Origin of the sequence: Bradyrhizobium sp. BR 1432, from assembly GCF_051547705.1 — a bacterium.
GTDB classification, from domain to species: Bacteria; Pseudomonadota; Alphaproteobacteria; order Rhizobiales; family Xanthobacteraceae; genus Bradyrhizobium; species Bradyrhizobium zhanjiangense.
Genome location: NZ_JBPUGF010000003.1, coordinates 6,391,990 through 6,417,228, shown reverse-complemented (window position 1 = coordinate 6,417,228; position 25,239 = coordinate 6,391,990). Strand labels below are relative to the sequence as shown.

Genomic DNA, 25,239 nt, shown 5'->3' with positions numbered 1-25,239 from the left:
AGAAACGGTAAAAACTACTTAACATTCATCAAGTTGCACTTGGTTCAATCGGTTTGCGAGTGTGGCATTTCGGAGACGGACTTTGCCCACTCCTTAGGCTACGGTTGAGTTGGACTTAGTTCATATGGGCGTCGCGCCTGATCAACCGCTTCGGGGACTTTGAGAAGCGGACGAAAACTGGGGAGACTACAATGAATAAGCTTCTGTTTGGTGCAATCGGTGCAATCGCGTTGGGCCTGTCGGCTCCTGCAAGTGCGGCAGATCTCGCTGCGCGTCCCTACACCAAAGCTCCGCCGCCGATGGTCGCCGCCATCTACGACTGGAGCGGCTTCTACATCGGTATCAACGGCGGCGGCGGCACCAGCCACAAGTGCTGGGACTTCGTGACGCCTGTGACCGGCACTCTGGTCGGCGAAGGCTGCCACAACGCGACCGGCGGCACGGTCGGTGGCCAGATTGGCTATCGCTGGCAGTCGGCCAATTGGGTGTTCGGCGTCGAAGGCCAGGGCAACTGGGCCGACTTTTCTGGCGACAATGACAGCGCGCTGTTCGCCCTTCGCAACCGCTCGAAGATCGACTCGTTCGGTTTGATCACCGGCCAGGTCGGCTACGCCTGGAACAATGTGCTGCTCTACGTGAAGGGCGGCGGCGCCGTCGTCGGTGACCGCTATCGGACCTTCGATTTGGCGACAGGCCTCGAGTTCGACCGGGCCAACGAGACCCGTTGGGGCGGCACGGTGGGCGCGGGCATCGAGTTCGGATTTGCGCCGAACTGGTCGGTCGGCTTCGAGTACGATCACATCTTCCTCGGCAACCGCACGATCAACTTCACCGGGTCCGGCAATTTCGTCGGTGCGCCGCTCGGTGTTGTCACGCGCTCCGAGCGCATCAGCCAGGATGTTGATATCGGCTTGATCCGCGTGAATTATCGCTGGGGCGGTCCGCTCATCGCAAAATACTGATATCTACCTGATATCACTGAGAGATTGAAGGCCGGCCCCGCGCCGGCCTTTTGCTTGCGTGCTCTTCGGAACAATAGGTTAGCACTTGCCACGTTTTGGGGGCTGTTGTGGCTTTTCGGAGACACAACTTGCGGCTTTAGTGGTGTAAGCACGGCATTAGTTGGGCCGTTGAGTCCGCTGCCCTTCCGGCATGGAAGGCAACAACAGAAACTGGGACTGGGATTAGATTGAAGATGAAGAAGGTTTTGTTGGCTTCGGCCTGTTTGTTCGCTCTCGCTGCTCCGGCTTCGGCCGCTGATCTCGCAGCCCGCCCCTACACCAAGGCGCCGATCGCTCCGGTTGCTGTCTATAACTGGACCGGCTTCTATCTCGGTGTCGTCGGCGGCGGCGCTTGGGAAGCTACTTCGACCGACCCGAAGATGCAGGGCGGCTTCGTCGGCGGCACCGCCGGCTACAACTGGCAGACCGGCAACGTCGTGTTCGGCATCGAGGCGGATGGCGCCTGGGCTGACGTCAACGCTTCGGCGACCGCGCTTGGCATCACCGTGGCTTCCAAGACCGATGCGCTCGGCACCGTGCGTGGCCGTATCGGCTGGGCCGTCAATAACTTCCTGTTCTACGGGACCGGTGGTTACGCCTGGATCGACAACAAGATCACCCTCAGCGCGCTGGGCGTGAGCGTCTCCGACAGCAAGTGGCACTCCGGCTGGACCGTCGGTGCGGGCGTTGAAGCGTTCTTCGCTCCGCAGTGGTCGGTCAAGGGCGAGTACCTCTATCCGCAGCCTCGGCAGCGAGAACTACTTCTCCAACCTCGGCACTCCGCTGGCGTCCGGCACGATCAACTTCCACACCGTGCAGGTTGGCGTGAACTATCACTTCGGCGGCCCGGTCGTCGCCAAGTACTGATCTGAAGTACTGATCTTCGCGACCGACGTCACATCGTCACGAAAGGCCGGCCTCGCGCCGGCCTTTTTTGTTTTGAGCGCCCTTTCCGCAGTTCCGCCGCTCCTGCCGCCAGATGCCGCCAGCGCACCAACAATCCGTTGACGATTCGCAAAGGCCACTGGAAATCCGCGCCCGTTCTTCCTACGTTCGCTGCCATACCCATTGGCGCCGATCCCGGTTCCGGGCGAAGCGCGCCTTTTGCATTGGCGCGATCGCGCGTCTTTGGGATTCCTTGAGGACCACCGGGATGGACGAAGTGATCAAGGCCAAGCGCCAACAACAGAACGCGGGCTCGAGCCTGCGCGCAATTACGATCCGTGGCGCGCGCGAGCACAACCTCAAGAACATCGACGTCGAGATTCCCCGCGACAAGCTGGTGGTGTTCACGGGCCTGTCAGGCTCGGGCAAATCCTCGCTCGCCTTCGACACCATCTATGCCGAGGGCCAGCGCCGCTACGTCGAGTTGCTGTCGGCCTATGCGCGCCAATTCCTGGAGATGATGCAGAAGCCCGACGTCGATCAGATCGACGGGCTATCGCCGGCCATCTCGATCGAGCAGAAGACGACCTCGAAGAACCCGCGCTCCACCGTCGGCACCGTCACCGAGATCTACGACTATATGCGCCTGCTCTGGGCGCGCGTCGGCGTACCCTATTCACCGGCCACGGGCCTGCCGATCGAGAGCCAGACCGTCTCGCAGATGGTCGACCGCGTGCTGGCGCTGCCCGAAGGCACCCGCCTCTATCTGCTCGCTCCGGTCGTGCGCGGCCGCAAGGGCGAGTACCGCAAAGAGCTCGCCGAGTGGCTCAAGAAGGGCTTTCAGCGCGTCAAGATCGACGGCAGCTTCTACGAGCTGGCGGAAGCGCCGACGCTCGACAAGAAATTCCCGCACGACATCGACGTCGTGGTCGACCGCATCGTGGTGCGCCCCGACATCGGCCAGCGCCTTGCGGAGAGCTTTGAGACCGCGCTGAAGCTCGCCGAAGGCCTCGCCGTCGTCGAGTTCGCCGACGCGCCCGCAGCTGCGCCTGCGGAAGAGAAAGAGAAAAAGAAGACCGCGAAAATCCACGACAAGAGCGGGCCCGAGCGCATCCTGTTCTCGGAAAAGTTCGCCTGCCCGGTCTCCGGCTTCACCATCCCCGAGATCGAGCCCAGACTGTTTTCGTTCAACAATCCCTACGGTGCCTGTCCCGCCTGCGGCGGCCTCGGCGTCGAGCAGCATGTCGACGAGGATCTCGTGATCCCCGACAAGGAGCTGTCCTTGCGCAAGGGCGCGATCGCGCCCTGGGCCAAATCGTCGTCGCCCTATTACGAGCAGACGCTGACCGCGCTCGGCAAGCACTACAAGTTCACGCTCGACACCAAGTGGAAGGATCTCGCCAAGAAGACCAAGGACGCGATCCTCTACGGCTCCGGCGAGGACGAGATCAAGTTCTCCTACCAGGATGGCGTGCGCTCCTACGACACCAAGAAGCCGTTCGAGGGCGTCATCACCAACATCAACCGCCGCTACCGCGAGACCGAGAGCGAATGGGCGCGCGAGGAGCTGGCGAAATATTTCCACGACGTACCCTGCGAGGGCTGCCGCGGGTTTCGGCTCAAGCCCGAGGCGCTTTGCGTCAAGATCGGCGGCAAGCATATTGGCGAGATCTCGGAGCTGTCGGTCAAGAAGGCGGGCGAGTGGTTTGAGACCGTGCCTGATGCGCTCAACGCGCAGCAGAACGAGATCGCCGGCCGCATCCTGAAAGAAATCCGCGAGCGCCTCACCTTCCTGCTCGACGTCGGCCTCAACTATCTCACCTTGTCCCGCTCCTCCGGCACGCTGTCCGGCGGCGAGAGCCAGCGCATCCGCTTGGCCTCGCAGATCGGCTCGGGGCTAACAGGCGTGCTCTACGTGCTCGACGAGCCCTCGATCGGCCTGCACCAGCGCGACAATGCGCGCCTGCTCGATACACTGAAGCGCCTGCGCGACCTCGGTAATACCGTGGTCGTGGTCGAGCACGACGAGGACGCCATTCGCCTCGCCGACTACGTGCTCGACATTGGCCCCGGCGCCGGCATGCATGGCGGCTACATCGTCGCCGAAGGCACGCCCGCCGAGATCATGCGCAACCCGAAATCGCTGACCGGCAAGTACCTGACCGGCGAGCTCGAGGTCGAGGTGCCGGAGCGGCGCCCGCCGAACCATCGCCGCACCATCAAGGTGGTCAATGCGCGCGGCAATAACCTCAAGAACGTCACCGCCGAAATTCCGCTCGGCCTGTTCACCTGCGTCACCGGCGTCTCCGGCGGTGGCAAGTCGACGCTCTTGATCGACACGCTCTACCGCGCCATCGCCCGCAAGCTGAACAATGCCAGCGAGGGCGCCGCGCCGCACGACCGCATCGAGGGCCTCGAGCATATCGACAAGATCATCGACATCGACCAGTCGCCGATCGGCCGCACCCCGCGCTCCAACCCCGCGACCTACACCGGCGCCTTCACGCCGATCCGCGAATGGTTCGCCGGCCTGCCCGAGGCCAAGGCGCGCGGTTACGAGCCCGGCCGCTTCTCCTTCAACGTCAAGGGCGGCCGCTGCGAGGCCTGCCAGGGCGACGGCGTCATCAAGATCGAAATGCACTTCCTGCCCGACGTCTACGTCACCTGCGACGTCTGCAAGGGCAAGCGCTACAACCGCGAGACGCTGGAGGTCCTGTTCAAGGGCAAGAGCATCGCCGACGTGCTCGACATGACCGTCGAGGAGGCCGCCGAGTTCTTCAAGGCAGTGCCGCGCGTGCGCGAGACTTTCAATACGCTGCACCGCGTCGGCCTCGACTACATCCATGTCGGCCAGCAGGCGACCACGCTCTCAGGCGGCGAAGCCCAGCGCGTCAAGCTGGCAAAGGAGCTGTCGAAGCGCGCCACCGGCCGCACGCTCTACATCCTGGACGAGCCGACCACCGGCCTGCACTTCCACGACGTCAAGAAGCTCCTGGAGGTGCTGCACGAACTGGTCGCACAGGGCAACACGGTCGTCGTCATCGAGCACAATCTCGAAGTCATCAAGACCGCCGACTGGGTCATCGATCTCGGCCCCGAAGGCGGCGACGGCGGCGGCGAGATCGTCGCCTGGGGCCCACCGGAAGACATCGCGAAAGCGCCGCGGAGCTATACGGGCAAATTCCTGGAGCCGGTGCTGAAGAAGGCGCGCAAGCCGAAGCGCGGGAGGACAAGCGAGGCGGCGGAGTGAAGCCAGCTCCGCTACCTCTTCGCGTTATTCGTTCGTAACCGGCACCAGGTACTCTGGTGGGACGGTATCGGTTAGCTATACTCCATTGTCAGCGCGATAAAACTTGAAACCGCGCGCGTGCATGACGGCAGCATCGACCTTGAAGATATGAGGCTTTCCATGGCGCTGCCCCACACGCAGCGCCGTCGACTTGTCGGCGGAAAGATGCACCTGCTGACGCGACTGTGGCTTCAGGCCCTCCGACAGGATCGGCTCCAAAAATCGGACCGCTGTCCCGTGATAAAGGGTCTTGGGCGGCTCCTGCGCAGCCAAGCCCAGTTCAACCGAAACCGAATGCCCTTGCGCAGCACGAATGCGGTCGGCATCTGGTGACAGAGAAAATCGCTTTTTGTCGCTCTCTGCGACGATGCGCAGCAGATCCTCACGGCCAAACTTCGTGCCAGCGGCATTCGCCTTGACGATTGGGTCGTCGATACCGGCCTATCCCTGCGAATCCAGCACAAGCCCGATCACATCAGGCTTATGGCGCAGGACGAGGCTCAGAAACTTGCTGAGCTGGATGTCATCGATCGGCATGGCTTCCCTTCCAATCCCCTACCTCTAAATTTAAGTATTCGACAAGACCAGATGATCGATCTGGAGGGAGCGATGCCTAACCAAACCTACACGTTCTTCCGCAACGCCATCCTTGCGGAACGGCAGGTGACCTGCGTCTACGAGGGGCGATACCGCGAGCTCTGTCCGCATATCATCGGCACCAACAAACGCGGTGAAGAAACTGTGCTGGCTTGGCAGTTTTCTGGCGAAAGCAGCGGGCCGCTGCCGCAATGGCGCTGCCTGAAGCTGGCCAATGTCAGCGGTGCTCGAGCGCGCGACGGCCATTGGCACGAGGGCGGCTCACATCGGACCACTCAGACTTGCGTCAGCAACATCGATATCGATATCAATGTTCATGTCCGCAAATTGCGGTGACTTACGGGATCGAAAACGAACCTCATCAATCACGACATAGCGGCCGAAGAGCCCTTGGCCGAACTTGTCGACGGCCTCCAGCAGCCGCTTCCGTACCAGCGGCCCATTCTCCGGATCGATGCGCAACAGGATAAGACCTGGAACGGCTTGGCCGCGACGAAAGACAAGCTCGCCGAAATCTTTGTCAGCTGTGAGGAGAAGACGCCCTTCCCGCGACGCCAGCACGATGACCTCCACGTCGCTCAGACTGGCAGCAAATTCGGCGACGTAAAGCACGTCGTGACCGGCGCCGCGCAGTTCTCGAACCAGAGAGACCGTGACGCACTCGTCCGCGAGCCGAGCACGGTTCAGCGATAAATGATGTCTTCGTCAGTCAAATAGTCGGCTGCGAACGCCTGGGCCGCCCGGATATCATCAGGCGTAAGCCGCGGGTGCTCCGCGATGATGGCCTCAGTGGTCATACCCGCACCCAGCTCGCGCAACACCAGTTCGACCGGCACACGCGTCCCGCGGATCACGGGCTTGCCGTCCATGACCGCCGGGTTGATTTCAATTCGCTCGTGCCGCATGGCTGTCCTCGAAATTTTGCCGAATGATAGCACGTCACATCTTGCCTGTCAGCGAACTCCAGAACCCACAATGCCCTACTCCCTCGCCATCTTCGACCTCGACGGCACCCTGGCCGACAGCTTTCCGTGGTTCCTGCGCACCATCAACGACGTCGCCGATCGCTTCGGCTTTCGCCGTGTCGCGGATGAAGACATCGAAGAGCTGCGGCATGCGTCGAGCCGCGAGATCCTCTCCCGGCTCGAAGTGCCCGTGTGGAAGCTGCCGGCGATCGCGCGGCATGCGCGGCGGTTGAAGGCGGAGGCAGCTAGCGAGATTGCGCTGTTTGCGGGCGTCGAGACCATGCTGCGGGCGCTGGCGGACAACGGCGTGCAGCTCGCGCTGGTGACATCCGACAGCGAGGCCAATGCGCGCGAGAAGCTGGGCGAGGCCGCCGCGCTGTTTTCGCATTTCGACTGCGCGGCCTCGCTGTTCGGCAAGCCCGCGAAATTCCGTCGAGTCATCCGCCGCGCCGGCGTCGAGCCGAGCCAGGTCATCGCGATCGGCGACGAAGTCCGCGACATCGAGGCGGCGCGGTCCGTCGGCATTGCCTGTGGCGCGGTGTGCTGGGGCTATGCGGCACCGGCGGCGCTGCGGGCGCTGGGGCCGGATCACGTGTTTCAGCAGATGGATGAGATTGCGGAAGCGGTGTACTCGGATCGCGGAATCCGTAGGGTGGGTTAGCCCTGCAGATGCGCGTAGCGCATCTGCAGGGCGTAACCCACCGCTGTGCGTCTCCTCGAGCCGCTGCTGCTCGTGGCATGGTGGGTTACGCCGTGCGCCTGAGATCGCTGAGGCATCGTGCACGCGGCCCGGCTAACCCACCCTACGCGGGCGCCCCCTACTCCGTCCTCCGCAAGAACGACCCGAATGCCCGTGGGCCGTCGCCGGTCTTGACCTCGCCGATGACCTTCAGATCAGTGGCATCGATGATATCGAGCACGTTGCTCTCCCAGCAGGCGACGATGATGCGCTTGCCGTCGGCGGTGGCGGCGATGCCTTCGGGATAGTCGCCGACATTGATGCGCTTGATTGGCTTCAGCGTCGCCAGATCGAACACGCTGACGGTGCCGCCATACTGGTCGGTGACGAAGCCGCGCCCCAGCGTCAGCGCCACCGCATAGGGCCGCATCCCGACGGGCACGCGGCCGATCTCGCGGCCTTCGGCGATGTCGATCACGGAGACATCGTCGGAGCCGACATTGGCGGTGTAGGCGCGCTTGCCATCGGCATCGATGGTGACGCCGAACGGACGCGTGCCGACCTTGATCATTGCTTTGCGCTGACGCGTCGCGGTGTCCACCACCGAGACGCTGTCGTCGTCGCGGTCGGCCGAGAGCAGCAGCTTGCCGTCCGGCGTCACCGCAAGGCCCGATGGCGAAGCGCCGACCGCGATGCTGGCCGTGACGCTACGCGAAGCCGTATCGATCACCCGCACCGCGGCGACATACCAGTCGGCGACATAGACGGTGCGGCCATCGGGCCCGACGGCAATGCCGAGCGGCCCGCCGCCGACCTCGATCCGCCCCGCAACCTGCCGCGCGGCCGCGTCCACCACAGTCACTGCCTTCGCATCGGGGCTCGTCACATAGGCAAAGCGTCCGTCCGCACTGACGGCGACGCCCGCCGGCTTGCCGCCGATCGGGATGGTCGCAACGCTGCGCGCAGTGGCGAGATCCACGACCATCAGATCGTCACTGAGCTGGTTGGTGACGAACGCCTCTTCGGCGGACGCGCTGCCAGGCCCCGCTATACCGAGACTGGCAGCGCAAAGGCTGGCGGCCAAGGCCGCCAGGACCAGCGCTCGCACGATCAGCTACCGCTCTCGATCTTCTTCTTGAGCGCCTCGAGCCCGGCCTTGTACAGCCCGCTCACCGCCTTCACCGCGGCCTCGTCGCTCAGCTCCGGTGGCGGATCGTTGTTGGGGTAACCACGATAGAACGCGCCGGCCCATTCCAGCTTCGCTTTGCCATCAGGCGCGGGCGACACCGTCAAGGTCGAGGAATAATTGGTCACCGGCAGCACCTTCACGTCGACCTTGGTGATCCGGTACGAATAGCTCAGCATCTCGGGCTCGTATTTGTAGAGCTCCTCCTCGACGGTCGGTCCGCCCGTCAGGGTCAGCGTCCGCGTCGCGCCGATCTCGTTGCCCTTCTGGCCCTCGGTCTTGGTGACGGGCGGAGCCAGCTCATGTCCTGGAAATTGCCGATCGCGGCCCAGACCTTGGCCGGTGGCGCGCTGATCTCGATCGATTCCCGCACCTTCTGCCGGGTCGGCCCATGAGCCCAGACCGGCTCAAAAGCCGCCGTCAGAGCCGTCCCCACCACCGCCAGCGCCGCCACCCCGGCGATCGCCGTTCCCATCGTCATCCTCATACCGTTTCCTCATTCATCAATCTGCGCGACTTGAGGCGCGCTGAGATCATCGTAGCGCATATTTGGACCATGGGGAGACCTGTTCGTGGCGCGGCTGTGGCAAGCGTCGGTGCCCGTATCCACACCATCCCTTGCGTTGCCCGACGGGCAAAACACACGAGGCCAGGGTCAATGCGTCCAGATCAAAACAATTCGCTTTACTCGAATTCGGAATTATCGCATGTTTCGGTCACCCCAACCCGGGCCGAGGGGCGGATCGCGATCGTCACGAACGCGGGATGGGATGTGGTGGACGCGGGCAGCATCGCGCGTTGGTGGGTTTGCAGGGCGGGTCACTCCGTGAGCGAACGCCGCGCGCACACGACGGGTGCAGCCTGCGTACGGCAAAATCGTGTGGTCCTGGCGCCCGGGGTCTGTGCGCCAAGTGTTGCGGTGATGCATGCGGCCCGACCGGGCGCGCAACATCAGCCATCCGCAAGGCGACGGGGGCAATAGTGCATCGCTCCCCGGGGAGATCACGACATAAGCCGTAAAACCACTGCGCAGGGAAGGCCGGGATGTCCAGGCTGCCCTGTATGCCGCTGTGCATTTGTTTCCAGCGCATTTGCGCACAGCGGACCGCGGGTGCCAGCCGGCACCCGGCCTTCCCTGCGCCCTCGGCATCTTCGAGGGCGACGACCAACGCAAAGCTCGGGCACGAGGTGCCGCGAGAACGGGAAACCGTGTGTGCGATCTGGATAGGAATGCGAGATGGATTCGTCTCTCGTGCCCCGGACGCAGCGCGGCGCCTCTTCGGCGATGCGCTGCAGAGCCGGGGCCCATGCAGCAGCGCACCGCGGCCTCCTGGGGCCCGGCTCTGCGCCGCAACGCTCACGCGTTGCAGCTTGTCCGGGACACGAGAGTAGGTGCGCTGTTGCCTTCCACTCCGTCATTGCGAGCCAACGGGTCCGCGCGAAGCGCGGCCTGATGACAGGCTCCGCGAAGCAATCCAGTCTGCCACCGTGGAAAGACTCTGGATTGCTTCGTCGCAAGAGCTCCTCGCAATGACGACGGAGAGAGCGGGTGTCTGCCACATCCCTCAATCACTCCCCTAGCGTCGCCTCCACGAACCCGTGCGGATCGTCGCAAAATTCACGCATCACCCGGTAATGATCGGTCTGCTCCACCGTAACAGGCTCCAGGCCATATTTTCCCAGCCGCAGCAGCTGCGCGTTGGGATAGGCCATCAGCAAGGGCGCGTGCGTTGCCATGATCACCTGGCAATTGCCGGAGAGATCCATGCGATGCAGGAGCTTGAGGAAGTCCATTTGCCGCGCCGGCGACAGCGCCGATTCCGGCTCGTCGAAGATGTAGATGCCCTGGACGCTCGCACCAAACACGCCTTCCATGGCTTGCGCAGCGCTCACGGCGGAACGGTCCATATAGCGCGCAACCGAAAAGAATGTCTCGGCCCGGAAGAACCAGCCGTCAGTCACCTTCGGCACCCACGCGGCCCGCAAGGCAGACGACAGCTCTTCGCCGGTGATTTCGATGCCGCCGCCGTCGATCTCCTGAAAGCCCTTGCGGCCGCCGGTGCTGGCAAAGCCGGCCATCCCCGCGATGCCTTCGAGAATGGTCGATTTCCCGGTTCCGTTCTCGCCGACGATGATCGTGACCGCGGACTCGAAGCTGTGATCGAACTCATCCCTGAAGACGGGAAGGCAGAACGGATAAGCCTCCCAGTCCTCGACCCGCGAGCGATCGAGCCAGACACGCCTGAGATAGGGCGCGCGCAGTGTGGTCTGTCGACGTCGTGTCCGGCTCATGCCCCTACCCCGCTCCTCCCCGCCGAAATCTTCGAAGGAACATATCAGGAACGAAAACTGCATGGAAGTGGCATCTGCGGAAGGTCGCAAGCTTCGGTCGTGCCTTACCCCAAGGATCAGCCAAAGCATCAGCCCAAGGATTAACCCATGGGCACCAGCACCAGCTCCATGGTCATCAGCACGGGATTGTCGCCGCGCACCAGGCGGCCCTCGGCGAGGCCGCCGGTGTAGTCGATCAGGGCGACGTCGAGTGCGGCTTCGAGCGCGCCGGACGAACCGGGCTCGATCGCGCCGGACGTTATTGCCAGCTCAGTGGCGAACGGCTCGGTTATGCCGCCATGGGTGAAGCGCGCGCCGATGGTGGAGCCGACGCCGCCGTGGAGCTTGGCGCGGGCAATGCCGTGCGCGCGGCAGAATGCTTCGAGGCAACCGGCAAAATCCTGGTTCGGCCGCAGCCGCATCGCAAACGCTTGGCTCGTGGCCCGCGCACCGGTGCTCGCCGCCGCCACCGGCCCGAACAGCTTGAAATTGGTCTCCGGATCAGGCTCGGCCGTGAACATCGCACCATCGAGACCGAACGCTTCGACCTCGAACGGCTCGGCGACAACGGTCTCGTCCGGCAGCATGTGGCCGCCGCCGGCGCGGCCATCGGCCTCTGTCCACAGCCCGTGGCAATGAAAGAACGGCGCGCCGTCACGCATGCCCAGCGTCATGCTGCCGAGCTTCGTGCGCGTCATGCCCTTGGGCCGGAACGTATCGCTGTAGACGCAGCGTTCTCGCCAGTCTTCGACAGCGCCGGCATCACATAGGCGAACGGCCCAAGCGCGCCAGCACCAAAATTGAGCACGCCGCCGGCAAAACCCTCCGCGGCAAAACCGCGGCGCGCGGCTTCCAGCAGCGGCAGGCCGGCTTCAAGCGTGAACGCGAAGGCGCGTCCCCTCGCCTCCACCCATTGGATGCGTTCTGCGCCAGGTGCGCCCGGCTGCTCGATGCTGCGCATGACGCCCGCTCAGCCTGCCTTCGTCTTGTCGAGATCGAGCAGGCCTCGCGCCTCGAGCTCATCACGGACCATGCGTTTTGGAATCTTGCCGTAGCCGGATTTCGGCAGCGCCTCCCAGAAGAAGAAGCGCTTCGGCATCTTGTAGCGCGGCACCTTCGGCGCGAGGAACGCCGCCATCTCCACTTCACTCACCTGCGTCGCGCCCTCGCGCGCGACGCAGACGGCAACGCCGACCTCACCCCAGGTCGCATCGGGCACGCCGAGCACGGCAACCTCGCCGACGGCCGGATGCGTCAAGATCTTCTCCTCGATCTCGCGCGGATAGATGTTGGAGCCGCCGGAGATATACATGTCGGAGGCCCGTCCCGTAATGTAGACAAAACCCTCCTCGTCCATGTGACCGAGATCGCCGGTGCGGAACCAGCCGTTGCGAAACGCCTTCGCATTGGCTTCAGGGTTGTCGTAGTAGCCGGCAAACACTGCGGGGCCGATCACGCAGATCTCGCCGCTCTGGTTGGCGGCAAGCTCGCAGCCGTCGTCGTCCTGAATCGAGACCTGCATGCCGGTGCGCTCGAAGCCGCACGTGCCGATCTTCGCATGCGGGCCGTCCTCGGAATCGTGCAGCGCGGCCGGCAGCACGGTGATGTTGCCGGTGACTTCGCCAAGGCCAAAATACTGCACGATCACCTTGCCGAGCTTCTTCAGCGCCGCCTTCTGGTCCTCGCGATACATCGGCGCGCCGGCATAGATGACCTGGCGCAGCGAGGAATGATCGTATTTGTCGGCGGCGGGATGCTCGACCATCATCTTCAAAATGGTCGGCACCGTGAAGAGATTGCTGACGCGATGCGCCTCGATCAGGCGGAACGCTTCGTTGATGTCGAACTTTTCGGTCGGCAGCAGCACGGTGCGCGCACCGCGCGCGGTTTGCATCAGCTGATGCACGCCGGCACCGTGCGACAGCGGCGCCACCACCAGCGAGGCATCCTGCTCCGTCGTGCCGGGCGTCAGATCGGCGAGATGATTGGTGACGACGAATCCCATCTGGCCGTGGGTCAGCACGGCGGCCTTGGAGCGGCCGGTGGTGCCGGAGGTGAAGAAGAACCAGCAGGGGTCGTCGTGCTCGACCGCGGCGTTCTCCACGGCAGCGCCGGCTTGCGAGACGATCGCGTCAGCCACCGAGCACTCGCCGAACGCGGCCTTGCCTTCGATACTCCAGGTGAATTCCAGCGCACCGCCGCTCACGGCCGCAGCGTGCTCGGGAAAATCGATATGGCACAGAAACGCCTTGGCGCCGGAGGCCTGCGCGAGATAGCCGACCTCATCCGGCATCAGGCGGAAATTGGTGGGGACCCAGACCGCACCGAGCCGGAACGCGGCGAACATCGAAAAGAACATCTCGTCGCCATTCTTGGAATGGACGAGGATGCGGTCACCCTTGGTGATGCCGCGTGCGGCGAGCGCGGCCGCCAGCGCCGAGACCTGTGCATCGATCTCGCGCCAGGTCCAGGACTTGTCACCCCAGACAAAGCCAGGTCGCGATCCATGCCGCCGCGCATTCTGGGTCAACATGTAAGCGAGATTCATGACGCGGCGGGACATGCGCAGGGGCTGCATCGGGTTTCCTCTTCGACGGCGGAAGGCACGCGAGCCACCCGCTCATTGCAGTCCATTTATCGCGACCGAACGCGCCCCCGCAAGGCCGCCGGCCGCGTACCTGCCCTACGGCTCCCTGAAGGCAAACGGCTTCGTCGTGATGGCCCTCTCCTTGACGCAGGTCTGCGCACCAAAGCCGCCGCAATAGCTGCCATGCAGATCGAAGCGGATGACGCGCGAGGGGCCGTGCCTGGCCGATTTCGGCTTGATCTCGTAGCTGCGGGCACGACCGTCGAAGACGAGACGCACGTCCCCACCCGGCAACGCCACCAGGATGTTCATGGTGCAGCCGCCGGTTCCGCAACAGATCGTCTCGCGCTCGCCGCATTTGGTGCCGCTGAAATCGACGATGTAGTCGTCACGGCCGTCGCCGGTCAGGTCGATCTTGCGCACCGTGTCCGACGCGAAGGTCACGGTGCCGCCGTCCTGGCTGTCGCATTCCTCATTGGCGTAGCGCAGCGCGTTCTGCACGCCGGGCGGATAGTCGGACGGATTGAAGGGTCTTGCGTCTTCGGCGTGCGCGGCGGAAGCGACGAGAGCGGGCAGGAGGATCAGATAGCGCATACGCCTCTGTCGCCGGCCCGGACGCAATCGTTCAGGGAATTTTAAACATGACCGGCGCAACCTCGCTCAATTCTTGCGTTCAGAGTGTCAGATCATGGTCAAAGCGCCCGCCGTCCTCCTGCTTACGCTGGCGCTTGCCGGATGTGCCGTGGCCCCGCAAGCGCATCTGGCCTCAGATCCCGCCTTCAAACCCGCGCGCTATGCCTGGGACGGCGCCGGCGAAGATCCCAACCGGCCGCACGCAGCGTCCGGACCTGCGCGCACCGCAGCCCGATCCGAGCACGACCGATCGCACGCCGGACTTCAGCCCTCTTCGAAGGAATGGTGGCAGGCGCAGGACGGCACCGACGCCGAGCAGGACGCCAGGGTCAATCGCTCCCTGGTCATCTGTCAGGGTTGCCTCGGCCCGCAGCCGCAGCCCGAAGATTCCAGGCTCGCCAAAGCCGCCGATTGAACCGAACCGCCCTCGCGGATCGAGCGGCGTCCGGGCTACTCAGGTCTCGTCACGAGCTAAGGACACAGGCCCGCCGGCCGGCGGGCCTGCCGATATCTACGGCCTATTGTCCGTGCCTGAGCATGTCCTGGTCATTCAGATCCCAGTCCTGCCACAACTGCAGTACGCCGAGCAGCACCACCACCGCACCGAGGCTCGTGTGGTAGATGCGGAGAAAGCCTTCACCGGAATAGCCGATCACGTAAGGCGAGGCGATGAGCCACAGCCCGACCAGGATCGTCGTCACCTCTTGCCAGCGCTGCAAGGCAACATATTCGAGCTGGCTGATGCCAAACACGACCAGACCGACCGCGACGGCATTCAGGATCATCGTTTCGTGTCCGGTGACCGGCTGATCCTGGATGGGAAACCACGGCGAAGCCACGATCAGCGCGCCGAGCAGCATCCCGCACCAATCTTCCCATGTTCGATGAGTACCCAAGAAACCAAAATCCGACATCGTACCCTCCTACAAGAGGCATACGTCTGCGGCTGGCAATCATGACACTCCGAATGTCTAGCGACCCTGCCGGCCGCATTCGGGCGTATGTCCTCTCAAGGACGTGGGAACCGCCGTGGGGCTTGCAAGGGCAATACCGAGGATTATTTGCACTCGCTGCATCATGCTCGCACAGCGAGACTTCCATACTGCACTGCGGCCGCAAGGACGCGCGTTTGCAGATATCTCCCCTGCGGCAATCTCCCTTGGTCTCACCTTGGCAAGGGCGGGCTCAGCCTCCTAGATCAGGACGCAATCTGCACTTTGGAAGGGTCTCGCATGGCGGCTTCGGTACGCGACAACAAGGACAGGAGCCGCTTCGAGCTCGATGTCGGCGGCGGCATCGCCTTCGCCAATTACCGGCTGACGCCGTCGGCCGTGATCATCACCCATACCGAAACCCCGCGCGCCCTGCGCGGCCGCGGTATCGGGTCCGAACTGGTCAAGGGCGCGCTGGACTTGATCCGCCGCGACGGCAAGAAGGTGATCGCCGGCTGTGGCTTCGTCGTCGACTATCTCGACAGGCATCCGGAAGATGCGGATCTCCTCGCCTGAACGCAAAAGGGCCCGCGAGATCGCGGGCCCTTGCGCTACGACCGAGCGATCGGTCAGTGCTTGATCTCCGGCGGCAGCTTGCCGCCATTAGCGGCGAGCTTGGACATCACCTGCTTGTGCAGCCAGACGTTCATGCTCGCCGAGTCGTTCATATCGCCGGTGTAGCCCAGCTCCTTGGCGAGATCCTTGCGCGCAGCAAGGCTGGAATCGATGTCGAGCGCCTTCATGAGATCGACGATGGAGGTGCGCCATTCCAGCTTCTCGCCCTTGTGCGCAGCCACCGCCTTATCGACGATCGCGGCGACGTCGACGGCTGCCATGGGCGCGGCAGCCGGCGCCGATGTGCCCGGTGCGGCCCCTGCGGGCGCGCTGCCGCCAGGCGCGACAGCAGCCGGCTGGCTGCCGAAGATCGCGCTCATGATTTTCCCGAAAATGCTCATGTCTGCTCCCCGAAAAGGATCCGTTGGAAGGGCCTTGAGTGGCACTATAGACGATGTTCGTGCGTTACGCCCGCGAAGTTCTGCGAAGCAGCACGCAGCATCAGCTTATCTGCGGCGAAATGACGACCGAATGACATCGGCGAGGTTTGCACTGCGTCATCGAAATTCGCCCAAGCGTGAGGGACAGGACTCGGAATTGGGAGTACGCTTGCCGTTCAGCTCGCGATGCCATCCGGAATTCGCGTCTGGTCGGAATCGCGATCGTTCAAAGAAGGCGACCACTTGCGCCGTTGCCGGCGCGAGATCGACCGCATGGCAAGGGAGCAACCGACCATGGCCACACTCTACCAGGGCAATGTCCCCAGCATGGCCCGGACCGCGGAAGCGGCCGGACCGGTGATCCGAACCATCCAACTGTCCGACCTGCACGACGCGCTGAAGCGCGGCTGGGAGGACTTCAAGGCCGTTCCGAGCCACGCCATCATCCTCTGCGTGATCTATCCGGTGCTCGGCCTCGTGCTCGCCCGCGTGGTGATGGGCTATTCGGTGCTGCCGCTGCTGTTTCCGCTGGCCGCCGGCTTCGCGTTGATCGGGCCCTTCGCCGCGCTCGGTCTCTACGAGCTTTCCAGTCGGCGCGAACGCCATGAAGAGGCCACCGCCTGGGACGCCATGGAGGTGCTCCGCTCGCCCTCCTTCGGTGCGATGCTCGGCCTCGGCACGCTGCTGCTCGCTCTGTTCGTGACCTGGGTCGCGACCGCACAGGCGATCTATGTTGCGGCGTTCGGCTATGAGGGCGTGACCGGTATCTCGGATTTCATCACGCGCGTGCTGACGACGCAGCAGGGCTGGTGGCTGATCGTGGTCGGCTGCGGCACCGGCTTCCTGTTCGCGCTCGCCGCGCTCTGCATCAGTGCCGTGTCGTTCCCCTTGATGCTGGACCGTCATGCCGGTGCGTTCGAGGCGATGGTGACCTCGCTGCGCGTCGTCGCGAAGAACCCGGCGCCGATGGCGGCCTGGGGCCTGATCGTGGCGCTGCTGCTGGCGCTCGGCACGATCCCGGCGTTCCTCGGCCTCGCCGTGGTGATCCCCCTGCTCGGTCATGCCACCTGGCACCTCTACCGCAAGGTGATCGTGTCCGATCCAGGTGCACGTCCAGTGCCGCCTCCGCCGCATCGTCCGCGCAAGCCGGCCGCCGACTTCCCCGCCAACCTCTTCCCCTGGAGGAACAACACGGACGCCTGACGATATCGTGACGTGCGATCCTGCCCGGCTTGGGCAGGGTCGCGCTGTCACAGCCTTGCTTTGGCCGCGGTTACAACCGAGATTATGCTCGCCGGTCAGATCACTTCACGGAATCCATTTCATCTGATGACCACGACGATTTCTCGTCTCGCTCTTGCAGCCCTCGCCCTCTCCGCGTCCATCCTGTCAGTCCAGCCAGCGCTCGCCGCTGTTGCCTGCGGCTCGGGTAATTTCGACGCCTGGCTTGCGGATTTCAAAACCGACGCTGCGGCCAAGGGCATCTCGCAACAGGCCATTGCATCGGGGCTCGCCGGTGTGACGCTCGATCAGGGCGTGCTCAACCGCGACCGGTCGCAAAAAGTCTTCACCCAGACCTTCGAGGAGTTTTCCGGCCGCATGGTGCCGCCGCGCCTGCAGCGCGGCTCCAACATGATGAAGCAGTATGGCTCGGTGCTGTCGCGCATCGAGCAGGCCTATGGCGTGCCCGGCGAGGTGCTGGTCGCGATCTGGGGGCTCGAAACCGATTTCGGCGTCAACACCGGCAAGTTCGCCACCATCCGTTCACTGGCGACACTGGCCTATGACTGTCGGCGCGCCGAGCAGTTTCGCGGCGAGCTGATGGATGCATTGCGCATCGTCCAGCGCGGCGATCTCGCACCTGCCGACATGAAGGGCGCCTGGGCCGGCGAGCTTGGCCAAACCCAGTTCATGCCGTCATCCTGGATGAAGTACGCGGTCGATTTCGACGGCAACGGCAAGCGCGATCTCCTGCACAACGCGCCCGACGTGCTCGCCTCCACTGCCAATTATCTCGCCGGCTATGGCTGGCAGCGCGGCAAGGATTGGCAGCCGGGCGGTCCGAACTTCGCGGTGCTCCAGCAGTGGAACAAGAGCGAGGTCTATTCCAAGACCGTCGCCTATTTCGCCACCCAGCTCGCCCGCGCGCCTTAAAACCCTCGTTTTGCCGTTCAGCCAATTTCCGAATCGGCAGATCTTATTATGAATTAATATTCATTTTTATGCCGACGTCGTGCATGCGATTCGTGCATATCTAACTTGGGTCCAGACGCTGGATGAACTCCTTGCAGGTACGAGGAACTCCATCATGTATTAAACTGCATGATCCGCAATAACCCCGTGAATTCACGGGAATTTATGGCACCAAATTGCTTGTCTTGCTCGTGGCTTGAGCGGGAATGCCGTCGGGTTAATCGTCGGTTACCAGTGCTATGCATTCTTCGCCTAGCTGCATCGCAACATCGGAACTTTCGCACTGCACCACTCTCTCCTATATTCATTTCAACGATGAGGCCCGGGCAAGGGCTGAATCGAACTACAGGAGACTACCAATGCTGCTCTCGCTCATCCGCATGATCCAGGCTTTCCGGGATTATCAGCGCAATGTTGCCGAGTTGTCCCAGCTCAGCGATCGCGAACTGGCCGATATCGGCCTCGATCGCTCGGACATCCCGCGCGTTGCCGCCGGCCAGTATCAGGGCTGATATCGTTCAGCCCTTCACCGGACGAACCGATAGCGCCCGCCTCGTGCGGGCGTTGTCGCATCTGATGGCAGAAAACTCGATCTCGGCGATTCCACTGGACGCCGAAAAGCGCTACCTGTCCGCCCCATGACAGGATCCCAACCCAACATCGTGCACGTGATCGGCGCCGGCCTTGCCGGTTCCGAAGCCGCCTGGCAGGTCGCCAAATCGGGCGTGGCCGTGGTGCTGCACGAGATGCGGCCGAGCCGCATGACCGAGGCGCACCGCACCGACGGGCTCGCCGAGCTCGTCTGCTCCAATTCGTTTCGCTCGGACGACGCCGCCAACAACGCCGTCGGCCTGCTGCATGCGGAAATGCGCCGGCTCGAACTCGCTGATCATGCGCGCCGCCGATGCCAACCAAGTACCCGCCGGCGGCGCCCTGGCCGTCGACCGCGACGGCTTCTCAGCGGCCGTCACCAAGGCGCTCAACGACCATCCCCTGATCGAGATCGCACGCGGCGAGATCGCAGGCCTGCCGCCGGCCGACTGGAGCAACGTCATCGTTGCGACCGGCCCCCTCACCTCTGCGCCGCTGGCTGATGCCATCCGCGAGCTGACGGACGAGAATGCGCTCGCCTTCTTCGACGCGATCGCGCCGATCGTGCATCACGACTCCATCGACATGTCGGTGGCATGGTTCCAGTCGCGCTACGACAAGGTCGGTCCTGGCGGCAACGGCGCCGACTACATCAACTGCCCGATGACCAAGGAGCAGTATGACGGCTTCGTCGCGGCACTGATCGCCGGTGAGAAGACCGAGTTCAAGGACTGGGAGACCAACACGCCCTATTTCGACGGCTGCCTGCCGATCGAGGTCATGGCGGAACGCGGCCTCGAGACGCTGCGCCACGGTCCGATGAAGCCGGTCGGCCTCACCAATCCGAACGATCCGACCACAAAGCCTTACGCGATCGTGCAGCTGCGCCAGGACAACAAGCTCGGCACGCTCTACAACATCGTCGGCTTCCAGACGAAGCTGAAATACGGCGAGCAGCAGCGCATCTTCCGCTCCATTCCGGGATTGGAGAAGGCCGAGTTCGCCCGCCTCGGCGGCCTGCATCGCAACACCTTCCTCAATTCGCCAAAGCTGCTCGATGGCCAGTTGCGCCTGCGCGCGCAGCCGCGGCTGCGCTTTGCCGGCCAGATGACGGGCTGCGAAGGCTATGTGGAATCCGCCAGCGTCGGCCTGATCGCGGGCCTCTACGCGGCCGCCGATGCGCGCGGCGAAACGCTGGCGAGTCCGCCCGGCACGACGGCTCTGGGATCGCTGCTCGGCCACATCACGGGCGGCCATATCGAAACCATCGAGTCCGGCACGCGCTCGTTCCAGCCGATGAACATCAATTTCGGCCTATTCCCGCCGCTCGCGGCCGTGCCGACCAAGAAGGCCGACGGCACGCGGCTGCGCGGCAACGAGAAGACGGTGGCCAAGAAGCAGGCGATGAGCGCACGCGCGCTCGCCGATCTCGATCGCTGGATCGCCGATCACCTGCGCATTGCCGCCGCGGCGTGAGTTTTCGATGAGCCTCCCCAAGACGACGCCGCGGCACTCTCGGCGCGCTGGACCGAGGGCGTGCTGCTCAAGCGCGACGTGTTCTCAACCGTCGAGCGCGGCCGCTTCCGCAGCGAGAACGGCGAGGTCGACGCAGTGCTGCGCCGGCTCGACGAGGTGCCGTGGTGGTCGTTCCTCCTGGCACGCCATCTGTTCGCCCGCGAGAAGCGCGCGCTGGCGCTCGCCAAAGGCCTCAACGTCGGTCCGGAGCTGCTGTGGGCTGGACGCCGCGCGCTGGTGCGCGGCTTCGTTGATGGCGTCGCGCTGCATCTGGCCAAGCCGCATGGCGACCTCGCCTATTTCCGCTCGGCCAAGGCCGCGCTGCGCCGGCTTCGCCGCGCCGGCATCTGCCACAACGATCTCGCCAAGGAGCAGAACTGGCTGGTCGGCCGCGACGGCCGCGCCTACGTCACCGACTTCCAGCTCGCCGCCTGCTTTGCGCGGCGCGGCCGGCTCTACCGCATCCTTGCCTATGAAGACCTCCGGCATCTGCTCAAGCACAAGCGCTCCTACGCACCGGACGCACTGACGCCGCGCGAGCGGAAGATCCTGGCGAAGAAATCGTTCGCGGCGAGCCTGTGGCTTGTCACCGGCAAGAAGGTCTATCGCGCCATCACCCGCGGCCTGTTCAACTTCACTGACCGCGAGGGTGGCGGCCGCCGGCTCGTCAACGACGCGCCGGTGCTGGCGGCACTGATCCGCAAGAACCCGGCCGTGCGCGACACCGCCATCGTCGCCTTTGCCGACCGCCGCTCCGGCGTCGGGCTCTATGCCTTCGTCGAAGCCGATCAGGCCGTGCTCGAAGGCGAGCTGCGCAACGAGCTTGCGGCCGCCAAGGGCCCGAAGCCGCCGGAACACATCCAGGTCGTGCACGCCCTGCCCCGCGACACCAGCGGCAAACCGCGCACCGAGATCCTGCAACTGGTCGCCATGAACCAGCTCGACCTGATCGAGCCGATGATGAAGAACGATCAGGACCGCGCCTTCCTCAAGGCCATCCTCGAGCAGCGCAAGAACCTGCGCGACCGCTTCAATTTCGAGGCGGATCTGCCAACGAGCTAGGGCCTGGCGCCTTGAAGCGTCCACATTGGCGATAGAGAAGCGGTCGGCAAAGGCAGACTTGGTGGGGGTCATGGGCGCTCGGGGGACGATGATGCATCGTGTGGTCGGCGGGGTGATCGCCGGCCTTCTACTGCTGGCCATCACACCCGCAATGGCCAAGTTCCCCGCCGAGCTGATCTCGAGCTTCCGCCTCAAGCACGGCGAAGTCCGTGTCGTCCGCGATTCAACCCTTGACCGCATCGCCATGGACCAGGCCCGCGCGATGGCGACGAAGGACGATCTCAGCCACGACGCACTCGGCCCGTTCAACCGCCGTGTGGCGCCAGCCGGCGCGGGCCGTGCCGCCGAGAACATCGCCTATGGCTACGACAATTTCGAGAAGACCCTGGGACAGTGGATCGACTCCTCCGGGCACCGCAAGAACCTGTTGTTGCACAATGCCTCCCGCGTCGGCATCGCGAGCGCCAAGAATGCCAGCGGCAAGCGCACCTATTGGGCGATGGTGATCGCCGGCGATTATGAGCCGAAGGGCAGGAGAAAGAAGGACAAGGAGCCGCTGGTTGCCGTGAAGCGCGAGGCCGCGCCCGCGAGCAAGCCCAAATCCAGCGGCTGCCACATCAAGCTGCTCAGCCTCTGCATCTGAGGCCTGACAATTTCAGCCGCGCCGCGCCGCCTCGATCGCGGCCACGTCGATCTTGGTCATCCCCATCATTGCGTCGAATGCGCGCTTGGCTTCAGGGCCGCCGGCCGCCAGCGCCTCGATCAATACGCGCGGCGTGATCTGCCAGGAAACGCCCCATCTGTCCTTGCACCAGCCGCAGGCGCTTTCCTGCCCGCCATTGCCGACGATGGCGCTCCAATAACGGTCTGTCTCCTCCTGATCGTCGGTAGCGATCTGAAACGAGAAGGCCTCGTTGTGTCTAAACATGGGCCCGCCGTTAAGTCCGAGACAAGCAACGCCAGCCACTGTGAATTCGACCGTCAGCAGATCGCCGGCCTTGCCGGACGGGTAATCGCTGGGCGCGCGGTGAACGGCACTTACGGCGCTATCGGGGAACGTCTCGGCATAGAAGCGGGCCGCCGCCTCGGCGTCCTTGTCGTACCAGAGGCAAATCGTGTTCTTCGCCATCGCGGGTCCTTTCAAATCACCACCAAATCACGCCCTCTATCATCATAGCATCCGGAACGGCATGCTCCAGGCGCGGCATCTATTGTCCGATCTTGCTCGCGTGCGTCGTTGTGCCAAACTCAGGGAACCCTAACGCAGAGGCTCTCACTTGATCGACATCGACCGGATACGCACCGACACACCAGCCGCCTCCCGACTTGCGTATCTCCACAATGCGGGGGCCGCTCTCATGCCAACGCCCGTTGCCACAGCGATGAAACGGCACATCGACCTCGAGAGCGAGATCGGAGGTTATGCCGCCGCTGATCGCGAGTCCGCCCGGCTCGACACGATCTACGGTTCGGTCGCGCGGCTGCTGAATGCCGCGCCCGACGAGATCGCCCTCATGGAGAACGCGACGGTTGCCTGGCAGATGGCGTTTTATTCGCTTCCATTTGCCCAGGGCGATCGCATCCTGACCGCCGAGGCAGAGTACGCCGCCAACTATGTCGCGTTTCTTCAGGTGGCCAAGCGTACAGGCGCGATCATCGACGTCGTGCCGAGCAACTCGACGGGCGAACTCGATGTCGCTGCGCTCGAACGCATGATCGATGAGCGCGTGAAGCTCATCGCCATCACCTGGGTTCCGACCAATGGCGGGCTGATCAATCCCGCGGCGGCGATCGGCAGGATCGCGCGAGCGCACGGCATTCCCTATCTGCTCGATGCCTGCCAGGCGGTCGGCCAGATGGTGGTCGATGTCGAAACGATCGGCTGTGACATGCTGTCCGCCACGGGGCGCAAATTCCTGCGCGGGCCGCGCGGTACCGGCTTTCTCTACGTCCGCCGAGCGATGCTGCAGCGGCTCGAGCCGCCGATGATCGACCATTTCGCGGCGCCCTGGGTCTCGCGCGATGAGTATCAGCTCCGCGATGATGCGCGCCGTTTCGAGACCTGGGAAAACAACTACGCGGCCCGGCTTGGATTGGGGGCTGCTGTCGATTATGCCCTCGCGATCGGCCTTGGTCCTATTGAGCAGCGCTGCCGCTTGCTTGCGGACCGTATTCGCAGCGGCCTCGCCTCCATTCGCGGCATCCAAATACGCGACCTCGGCCGCCGCCCGGGTGCCATCGTCAGTTTCACGGTGGAGGGATATGACGCGGACGCCATTGTCAGCAGTGCCGCTGCGGCGGGCATCACCATCGGCGCTTCGGATCCGTCGAGCACCCGCATCGATGCAGAACTTCGCGCGCTACCGCCAGTCGTGCGCGCCTCGCCGCACTACTACAATACGGAAGCCGAGATCGATCGGCTGATCGGTCACCTCGCGGGTTTAACACCGCGATAGGACGCGCTCACGTGCAGCGCGCCGTCAACCCGGATGCACTGAGCCTTGCCATCACCTCGTCGAGATGGGCGCTGTCGCGGGTCTCGATGACCAGTTGCAGCAGCGTCGCCTTGGCCGGCAGGTCGGAGAATGTCCGCTGGTGCGAGACCTCGATGATGTTGGCGCCGGCTTCGGCCAAAAGCGCCGCGACCGCGGCCAATTGCCCGGGGCGGTCAGGAATATCGAGCGAGAGTTGGGTCAGTCGCCCCTCGCGTGCCAGCTCGCGGGTCAGGACCGAGGCGATCAGTCTCGTATCGATGTTGCCGCCGCTCAGCACCAGGCCCACTTTCTGGCCGGCGAAGCGGGATGGATCGGACATCAGCGCGGCAAGGCCGGCGGCACCGGCGCCCTCGACCACCGTCTTCTCGATCGAGATCAGGGTCGCAACCGCACGCTCAAGCTCGGCTTCGTTCACGAGCGCGATGTCATCGACGAGGCGGCGGACGATTTCGGTGGTGATCTTGCCGGGCGATTTGACCGCGATGCCTTCGGCGAGCGTGTCACCGCGCGCCGGCAGATTCCCGTCATGGATGGCGTTGTACATCGAGGGATAGAGCCAGGCCTCGACGCCGAGGATCCGTAGCGACGGTTTGATCGACTTGGCGGCAATGGCGATGCCGCTGATCAGCCCGCCGCCGCCGATCGGGACGACCAGCGTATCGAGCTCCGGCACCGCCTTCAGCATCTCCAGCCCGACGGTACCCTGCCCGGCGATCACAAGCGGATCGTCATAGGGATGGACGAAGATCATGCCGCGAGCCTCACCGTGGCTCCGCGCGAACGCGGCCGCCTCCTCCAGCGTCGCGCCCGTGACCACCACCTCCGCGCCGTGATGCCTGGTGTTCTCGATCTTCACCATGGGCGTGCCGACCGGCATGACGATGGTGGCGGGAATGTTGAGCCTTCTTGCGTGATAGGCGACGCCCTGCGCGTGGTTACCCGCCGACATCGCGATGACGCCGCGCGCACGCTCCTCCGGCGTCAGCGCGGTCAGCCTATTGAGGGCGCCGCGTTCCTTGAACGAGGACGTGAACTGGAGGTTCTCGAATTTCAGCCAGATGCCGCAGCCGCAGATGCTGCTCAGCGTCCGGCTGTAGCTACAGGGCGTTTCGACGACGGCCCCCCGGATGGTCTCGGCGGCCGCATGGATGTCGCTTGGTGCGACCGGGAAGTCGCCGAGATCGGAGGTCGCGCTTTGGGACAAGTCGGCCAATAGGCCAGCGTCGAGCATTTGGCCGCCATA

22 protein-coding genes and 5 pseudogenes are annotated in these 25,239 nt (G+C 64.0%); 14 read left to right on the top strand and 13 right to left on the bottom strand.

The window, feature by feature from the left end; translation table 11 throughout:
* Positions 1 to 191 precede the first annotated feature (191 nt).
* The 3 genes and pseudogenes from ACSKB8_RS31155 (at position 192) to uvrA (ending at position 5,136) form a co-directional block, all read left to right on the top strand.
* Entirely contained in the window at positions 192 to 962 is a 771-nt protein-coding gene (locus tag ACSKB8_RS31155; RefSeq protein ID WP_438108216.1) for an outer membrane protein, read from the top strand.
* Between the two features lie 233 nt (positions 963 to 1,195).
* Positions 1,196 to 1,868, top strand: a pseudogene (locus tag ACSKB8_RS31150) (outer membrane protein).
* A gap of 286 nt (positions 1,869 to 2,154) precedes the next feature.
* Entirely contained in the window at positions 2,155 to 5,136 is a 2,982-nt protein-coding gene (uvrA, locus tag ACSKB8_RS31145; RefSeq protein WP_438108214.1) for an excinuclease ABC subunit UvrA, read from the top strand.
* A 75-nt stretch (positions 5,137 to 5,211) separates the two neighbouring features.
* On the opposite strand, the pseudogene ACSKB8_RS31140 reads toward uvrA, so the two are convergent.
* Positions 5,212 to 5,712, bottom strand: a pseudogene (locus ACSKB8_RS31140) (RNA 2'-phosphotransferase).
* A gap of 51 nt (positions 5,713 to 5,763) precedes the next feature.
* Between ACSKB8_RS31140 and ACSKB8_RS31135 the strand changes: the two are divergent.
* Positions 5,764 to 6,108, top strand: coding sequence for a hypothetical protein (locus ACSKB8_RS31135; protein WP_438108212.1), 345 nt, complete (start codon positions 5,764 to 5,766; stop codon positions 6,106 to 6,108).
* Here ACSKB8_RS31135 and ACSKB8_RS31130 read toward each other — a convergent pair.
* Positions 6,034 to 6,384, bottom strand: coding sequence for a DUF5615 family PIN-like protein (locus ACSKB8_RS31130; RefSeq protein WP_438108211.1), 351 nt, complete (start codon positions 6,382 to 6,384; stop codon positions 6,034 to 6,036). The two genes, ACSKB8_RS31135 and ACSKB8_RS31130, sit on opposite strands and share 75 nt — an antisense overlap.
* A gap of 71 nt (positions 6,385 to 6,455) precedes the next feature.
* On the bottom strand, positions 6,456 to 6,677 hold the full coding sequence (locus ACSKB8_RS31125; RefSeq protein WP_438108209.1) for a DUF433 domain-containing protein: 222 nt from the start codon (positions 6,675 to 6,677) through the stop codon (positions 6,456 to 6,458).
* A gap of 70 nt (positions 6,678 to 6,747) precedes the next feature.
* Between ACSKB8_RS31125 and ACSKB8_RS31120 the strand changes: the two genes are divergently transcribed.
* Positions 6,748 to 7,398, top strand: coding sequence for an HAD family hydrolase (locus ACSKB8_RS31120; protein WP_438108207.1), 651 nt, complete (start codon positions 6,748 to 6,750; stop codon positions 7,396 to 7,398).
* Between the two features lie 157 nt (positions 7,399 to 7,555).
* On the opposite strand, the gene ACSKB8_RS31115 is transcribed toward ACSKB8_RS31120, so the two are convergent.
* The 6 genes and pseudogenes from ACSKB8_RS31115 to ACSKB8_RS31090 form a co-directional block, all read right to left on the bottom strand.
* Positions 7,556 to 8,524 (bottom strand): cytochrome D1 domain-containing protein, encoded by a 969-nt coding sequence (locus ACSKB8_RS31115; protein ID WP_438108205.1) that lies wholly within the window; start codon positions 8,522 to 8,524, stop codon positions 7,556 to 7,558.
* Positions 8,525 to 8,526: 2 nt separating this feature from the next.
* Positions 8,527 to 9,089: pseudogene (locus ACSKB8_RS31110) on the bottom strand (SRPBCC family protein).
* Between the two features lie 1,082 nt (positions 9,090 to 10,171).
* Positions 10,172 to 10,894 (bottom strand): AAA family ATPase, encoded by a 723-nt coding sequence (locus ACSKB8_RS31105; RefSeq protein WP_438110755.1) that lies wholly within the window; start codon positions 10,892 to 10,894, stop codon positions 10,172 to 10,174.
* 140 nt (positions 10,895 to 11,034) lie between these two features.
* Positions 11,035 to 11,894 (bottom strand): annotated as a pseudogene (locus ACSKB8_RS31100) (PCC domain-containing protein).
* A 9-nt stretch (positions 11,895 to 11,903) separates the two neighbouring features.
* The gene (locus ACSKB8_RS31095; RefSeq protein ID WP_438108204.1) at positions 11,904 to 13,511 is read right to left on the bottom strand and encodes an acyl-CoA synthetase; all 1,608 of its coding nucleotides are present in this window, start codon (positions 13,509 to 13,511) and stop codon (positions 11,904 to 11,906) included.
* 105 nt (positions 13,512 to 13,616) lie between these two features.
* Positions 13,617 to 14,114: a hypothetical protein gene (locus tag ACSKB8_RS31090; protein WP_438108202.1), complete on the bottom strand. Its 498-nt coding sequence runs from the start codon at positions 14,112 to 14,114 to the stop codon at positions 13,617 to 13,619.
* Positions 14,115 to 14,208: 94 nt separating this feature from the next.
* Between ACSKB8_RS31090 and ACSKB8_RS31085 the strand changes: the two genes are divergently transcribed.
* Positions 14,209 to 14,568: a hypothetical protein gene (locus tag ACSKB8_RS31085; protein ID WP_438108201.1), complete on the top strand. Its 360-nt coding sequence runs from the start codon at positions 14,209 to 14,211 to the stop codon at positions 14,566 to 14,568.
* 103 nt (positions 14,569 to 14,671) lie between these two features.
* Here ACSKB8_RS31085 and ACSKB8_RS31080 read toward each other — a convergent pair whose 3' ends face one another.
* Complete coding sequence (locus ACSKB8_RS31080) at positions 14,672 to 15,067, bottom strand: SPW repeat domain-containing protein (protein ID WP_128933624.1); 396 nt, start codon at positions 15,065 to 15,067, stop codon at positions 14,672 to 14,674.
* A gap of 318 nt (positions 15,068 to 15,385) precedes the next feature.
* On the opposite strand from ACSKB8_RS31080, the gene ACSKB8_RS31075 reads away from it, so the two are divergent.
* On the top strand, positions 15,386 to 15,661 hold the full coding sequence (locus ACSKB8_RS31075; RefSeq protein ID WP_128933623.1) for a GNAT family N-acetyltransferase: 276 nt from the start codon (positions 15,386 to 15,388) through the stop codon (positions 15,659 to 15,661).
* 53 nt (positions 15,662 to 15,714) lie between these two features.
* Here the strand turns inward: ACSKB8_RS31075 and ACSKB8_RS31070 are convergent, their stop codons facing one another.
* Entirely contained in the window at positions 15,715 to 16,101 is a 387-nt protein-coding gene (locus tag ACSKB8_RS31070; protein WP_176945500.1) for a DUF3597 domain-containing protein, read from the bottom strand.
* Positions 16,102 to 16,434: 333 nt separating this feature from the next.
* On the opposite strand from ACSKB8_RS31070, the gene ACSKB8_RS31065 reads away from it, so the two are divergent.
* From ACSKB8_RS31065 to ACSKB8_RS31040, 6 genes and pseudogenes are all read left to right on the top strand, one after another.
* Entirely contained in the window at positions 16,435 to 17,343 is a 909-nt protein-coding gene (locus ACSKB8_RS31065) for a DUF2189 domain-containing protein (RefSeq protein WP_438108198.1), read from the top strand.
* 126 nt (positions 17,344 to 17,469) lie between these two features.
* On the top strand, positions 17,470 to 18,294 hold the full coding sequence (locus tag ACSKB8_RS31060) for a lytic murein transglycosylase (protein WP_091885472.1): 825 nt from the start codon (positions 17,470 to 17,472) through the stop codon (positions 18,292 to 18,294).
* A gap of 398 nt (positions 18,295 to 18,692) precedes the next feature.
* Positions 18,693 to 18,845, top strand: a complete 153-nt coding sequence (locus ACSKB8_RS31055) for a DUF1127 domain-containing protein (protein ID WP_007590701.1) — start codon at positions 18,693 to 18,695, stop codon at positions 18,843 to 18,845.
* Positions 18,846 to 18,971: 126 nt separating this feature from the next.
* Positions 18,972 to 20,400, top strand: a pseudogene (gene trmFO / locus ACSKB8_RS31050) (methylenetetrahydrofolate--tRNA-(uracil(54)-C(5))-methyltransferase (FADH(2)-oxidizing) TrmFO).
* 60 nt (positions 20,401 to 20,460) lie between these two features.
* On the top strand, positions 20,461 to 21,501 hold the full coding sequence (locus ACSKB8_RS31045) for an AMP-binding enzyme (protein WP_438108194.1): 1,041 nt from the start codon (positions 20,461 to 20,463) through the stop codon (positions 21,499 to 21,501).
* Between the two features lie 91 nt (positions 21,502 to 21,592).
* Positions 21,593 to 22,144, top strand: a complete 552-nt coding sequence (locus ACSKB8_RS31040; protein ID WP_438110753.1) for a CAP domain-containing protein — start codon at positions 21,593 to 21,595, stop codon at positions 22,142 to 22,144.
* A 12-nt stretch (positions 22,145 to 22,156) separates the two neighbouring features.
* On the opposite strand, the gene ACSKB8_RS31035 is transcribed toward ACSKB8_RS31040, so the two are convergent.
* Positions 22,157 to 22,630: a VOC family protein gene (locus tag ACSKB8_RS31035; RefSeq protein WP_438108192.1), complete on the bottom strand. Its 474-nt coding sequence runs from the start codon at positions 22,628 to 22,630 to the stop codon at positions 22,157 to 22,159.
* 148 nt (positions 22,631 to 22,778) lie between these two features.
* Here ACSKB8_RS31035 and ACSKB8_RS31030 point away from each other — a divergent pair, with 148 nt between their 5' ends.
* The gene (locus ACSKB8_RS31030) at positions 22,779 to 23,957 is read left to right on the top strand and encodes an aminotransferase class V-fold PLP-dependent enzyme (protein ID WP_438108190.1); all 1,179 of its coding nucleotides are present in this window, start codon (positions 22,779 to 22,781) and stop codon (positions 23,955 to 23,957) included.
* A 7-nt stretch (positions 23,958 to 23,964) separates the two neighbouring features.
* Here the strand turns inward: ACSKB8_RS31030 and ACSKB8_RS31025 are convergent, their stop codons facing one another.
* Complete coding sequence (locus tag ACSKB8_RS31025; protein WP_438110751.1) at positions 23,965 to 25,209, bottom strand: threonine ammonia-lyase; 1,245 nt, start codon at positions 25,207 to 25,209, stop codon at positions 23,965 to 23,967.
* Between the last annotated feature and the right edge of the window lie 30 nt (positions 25,210 to 25,239).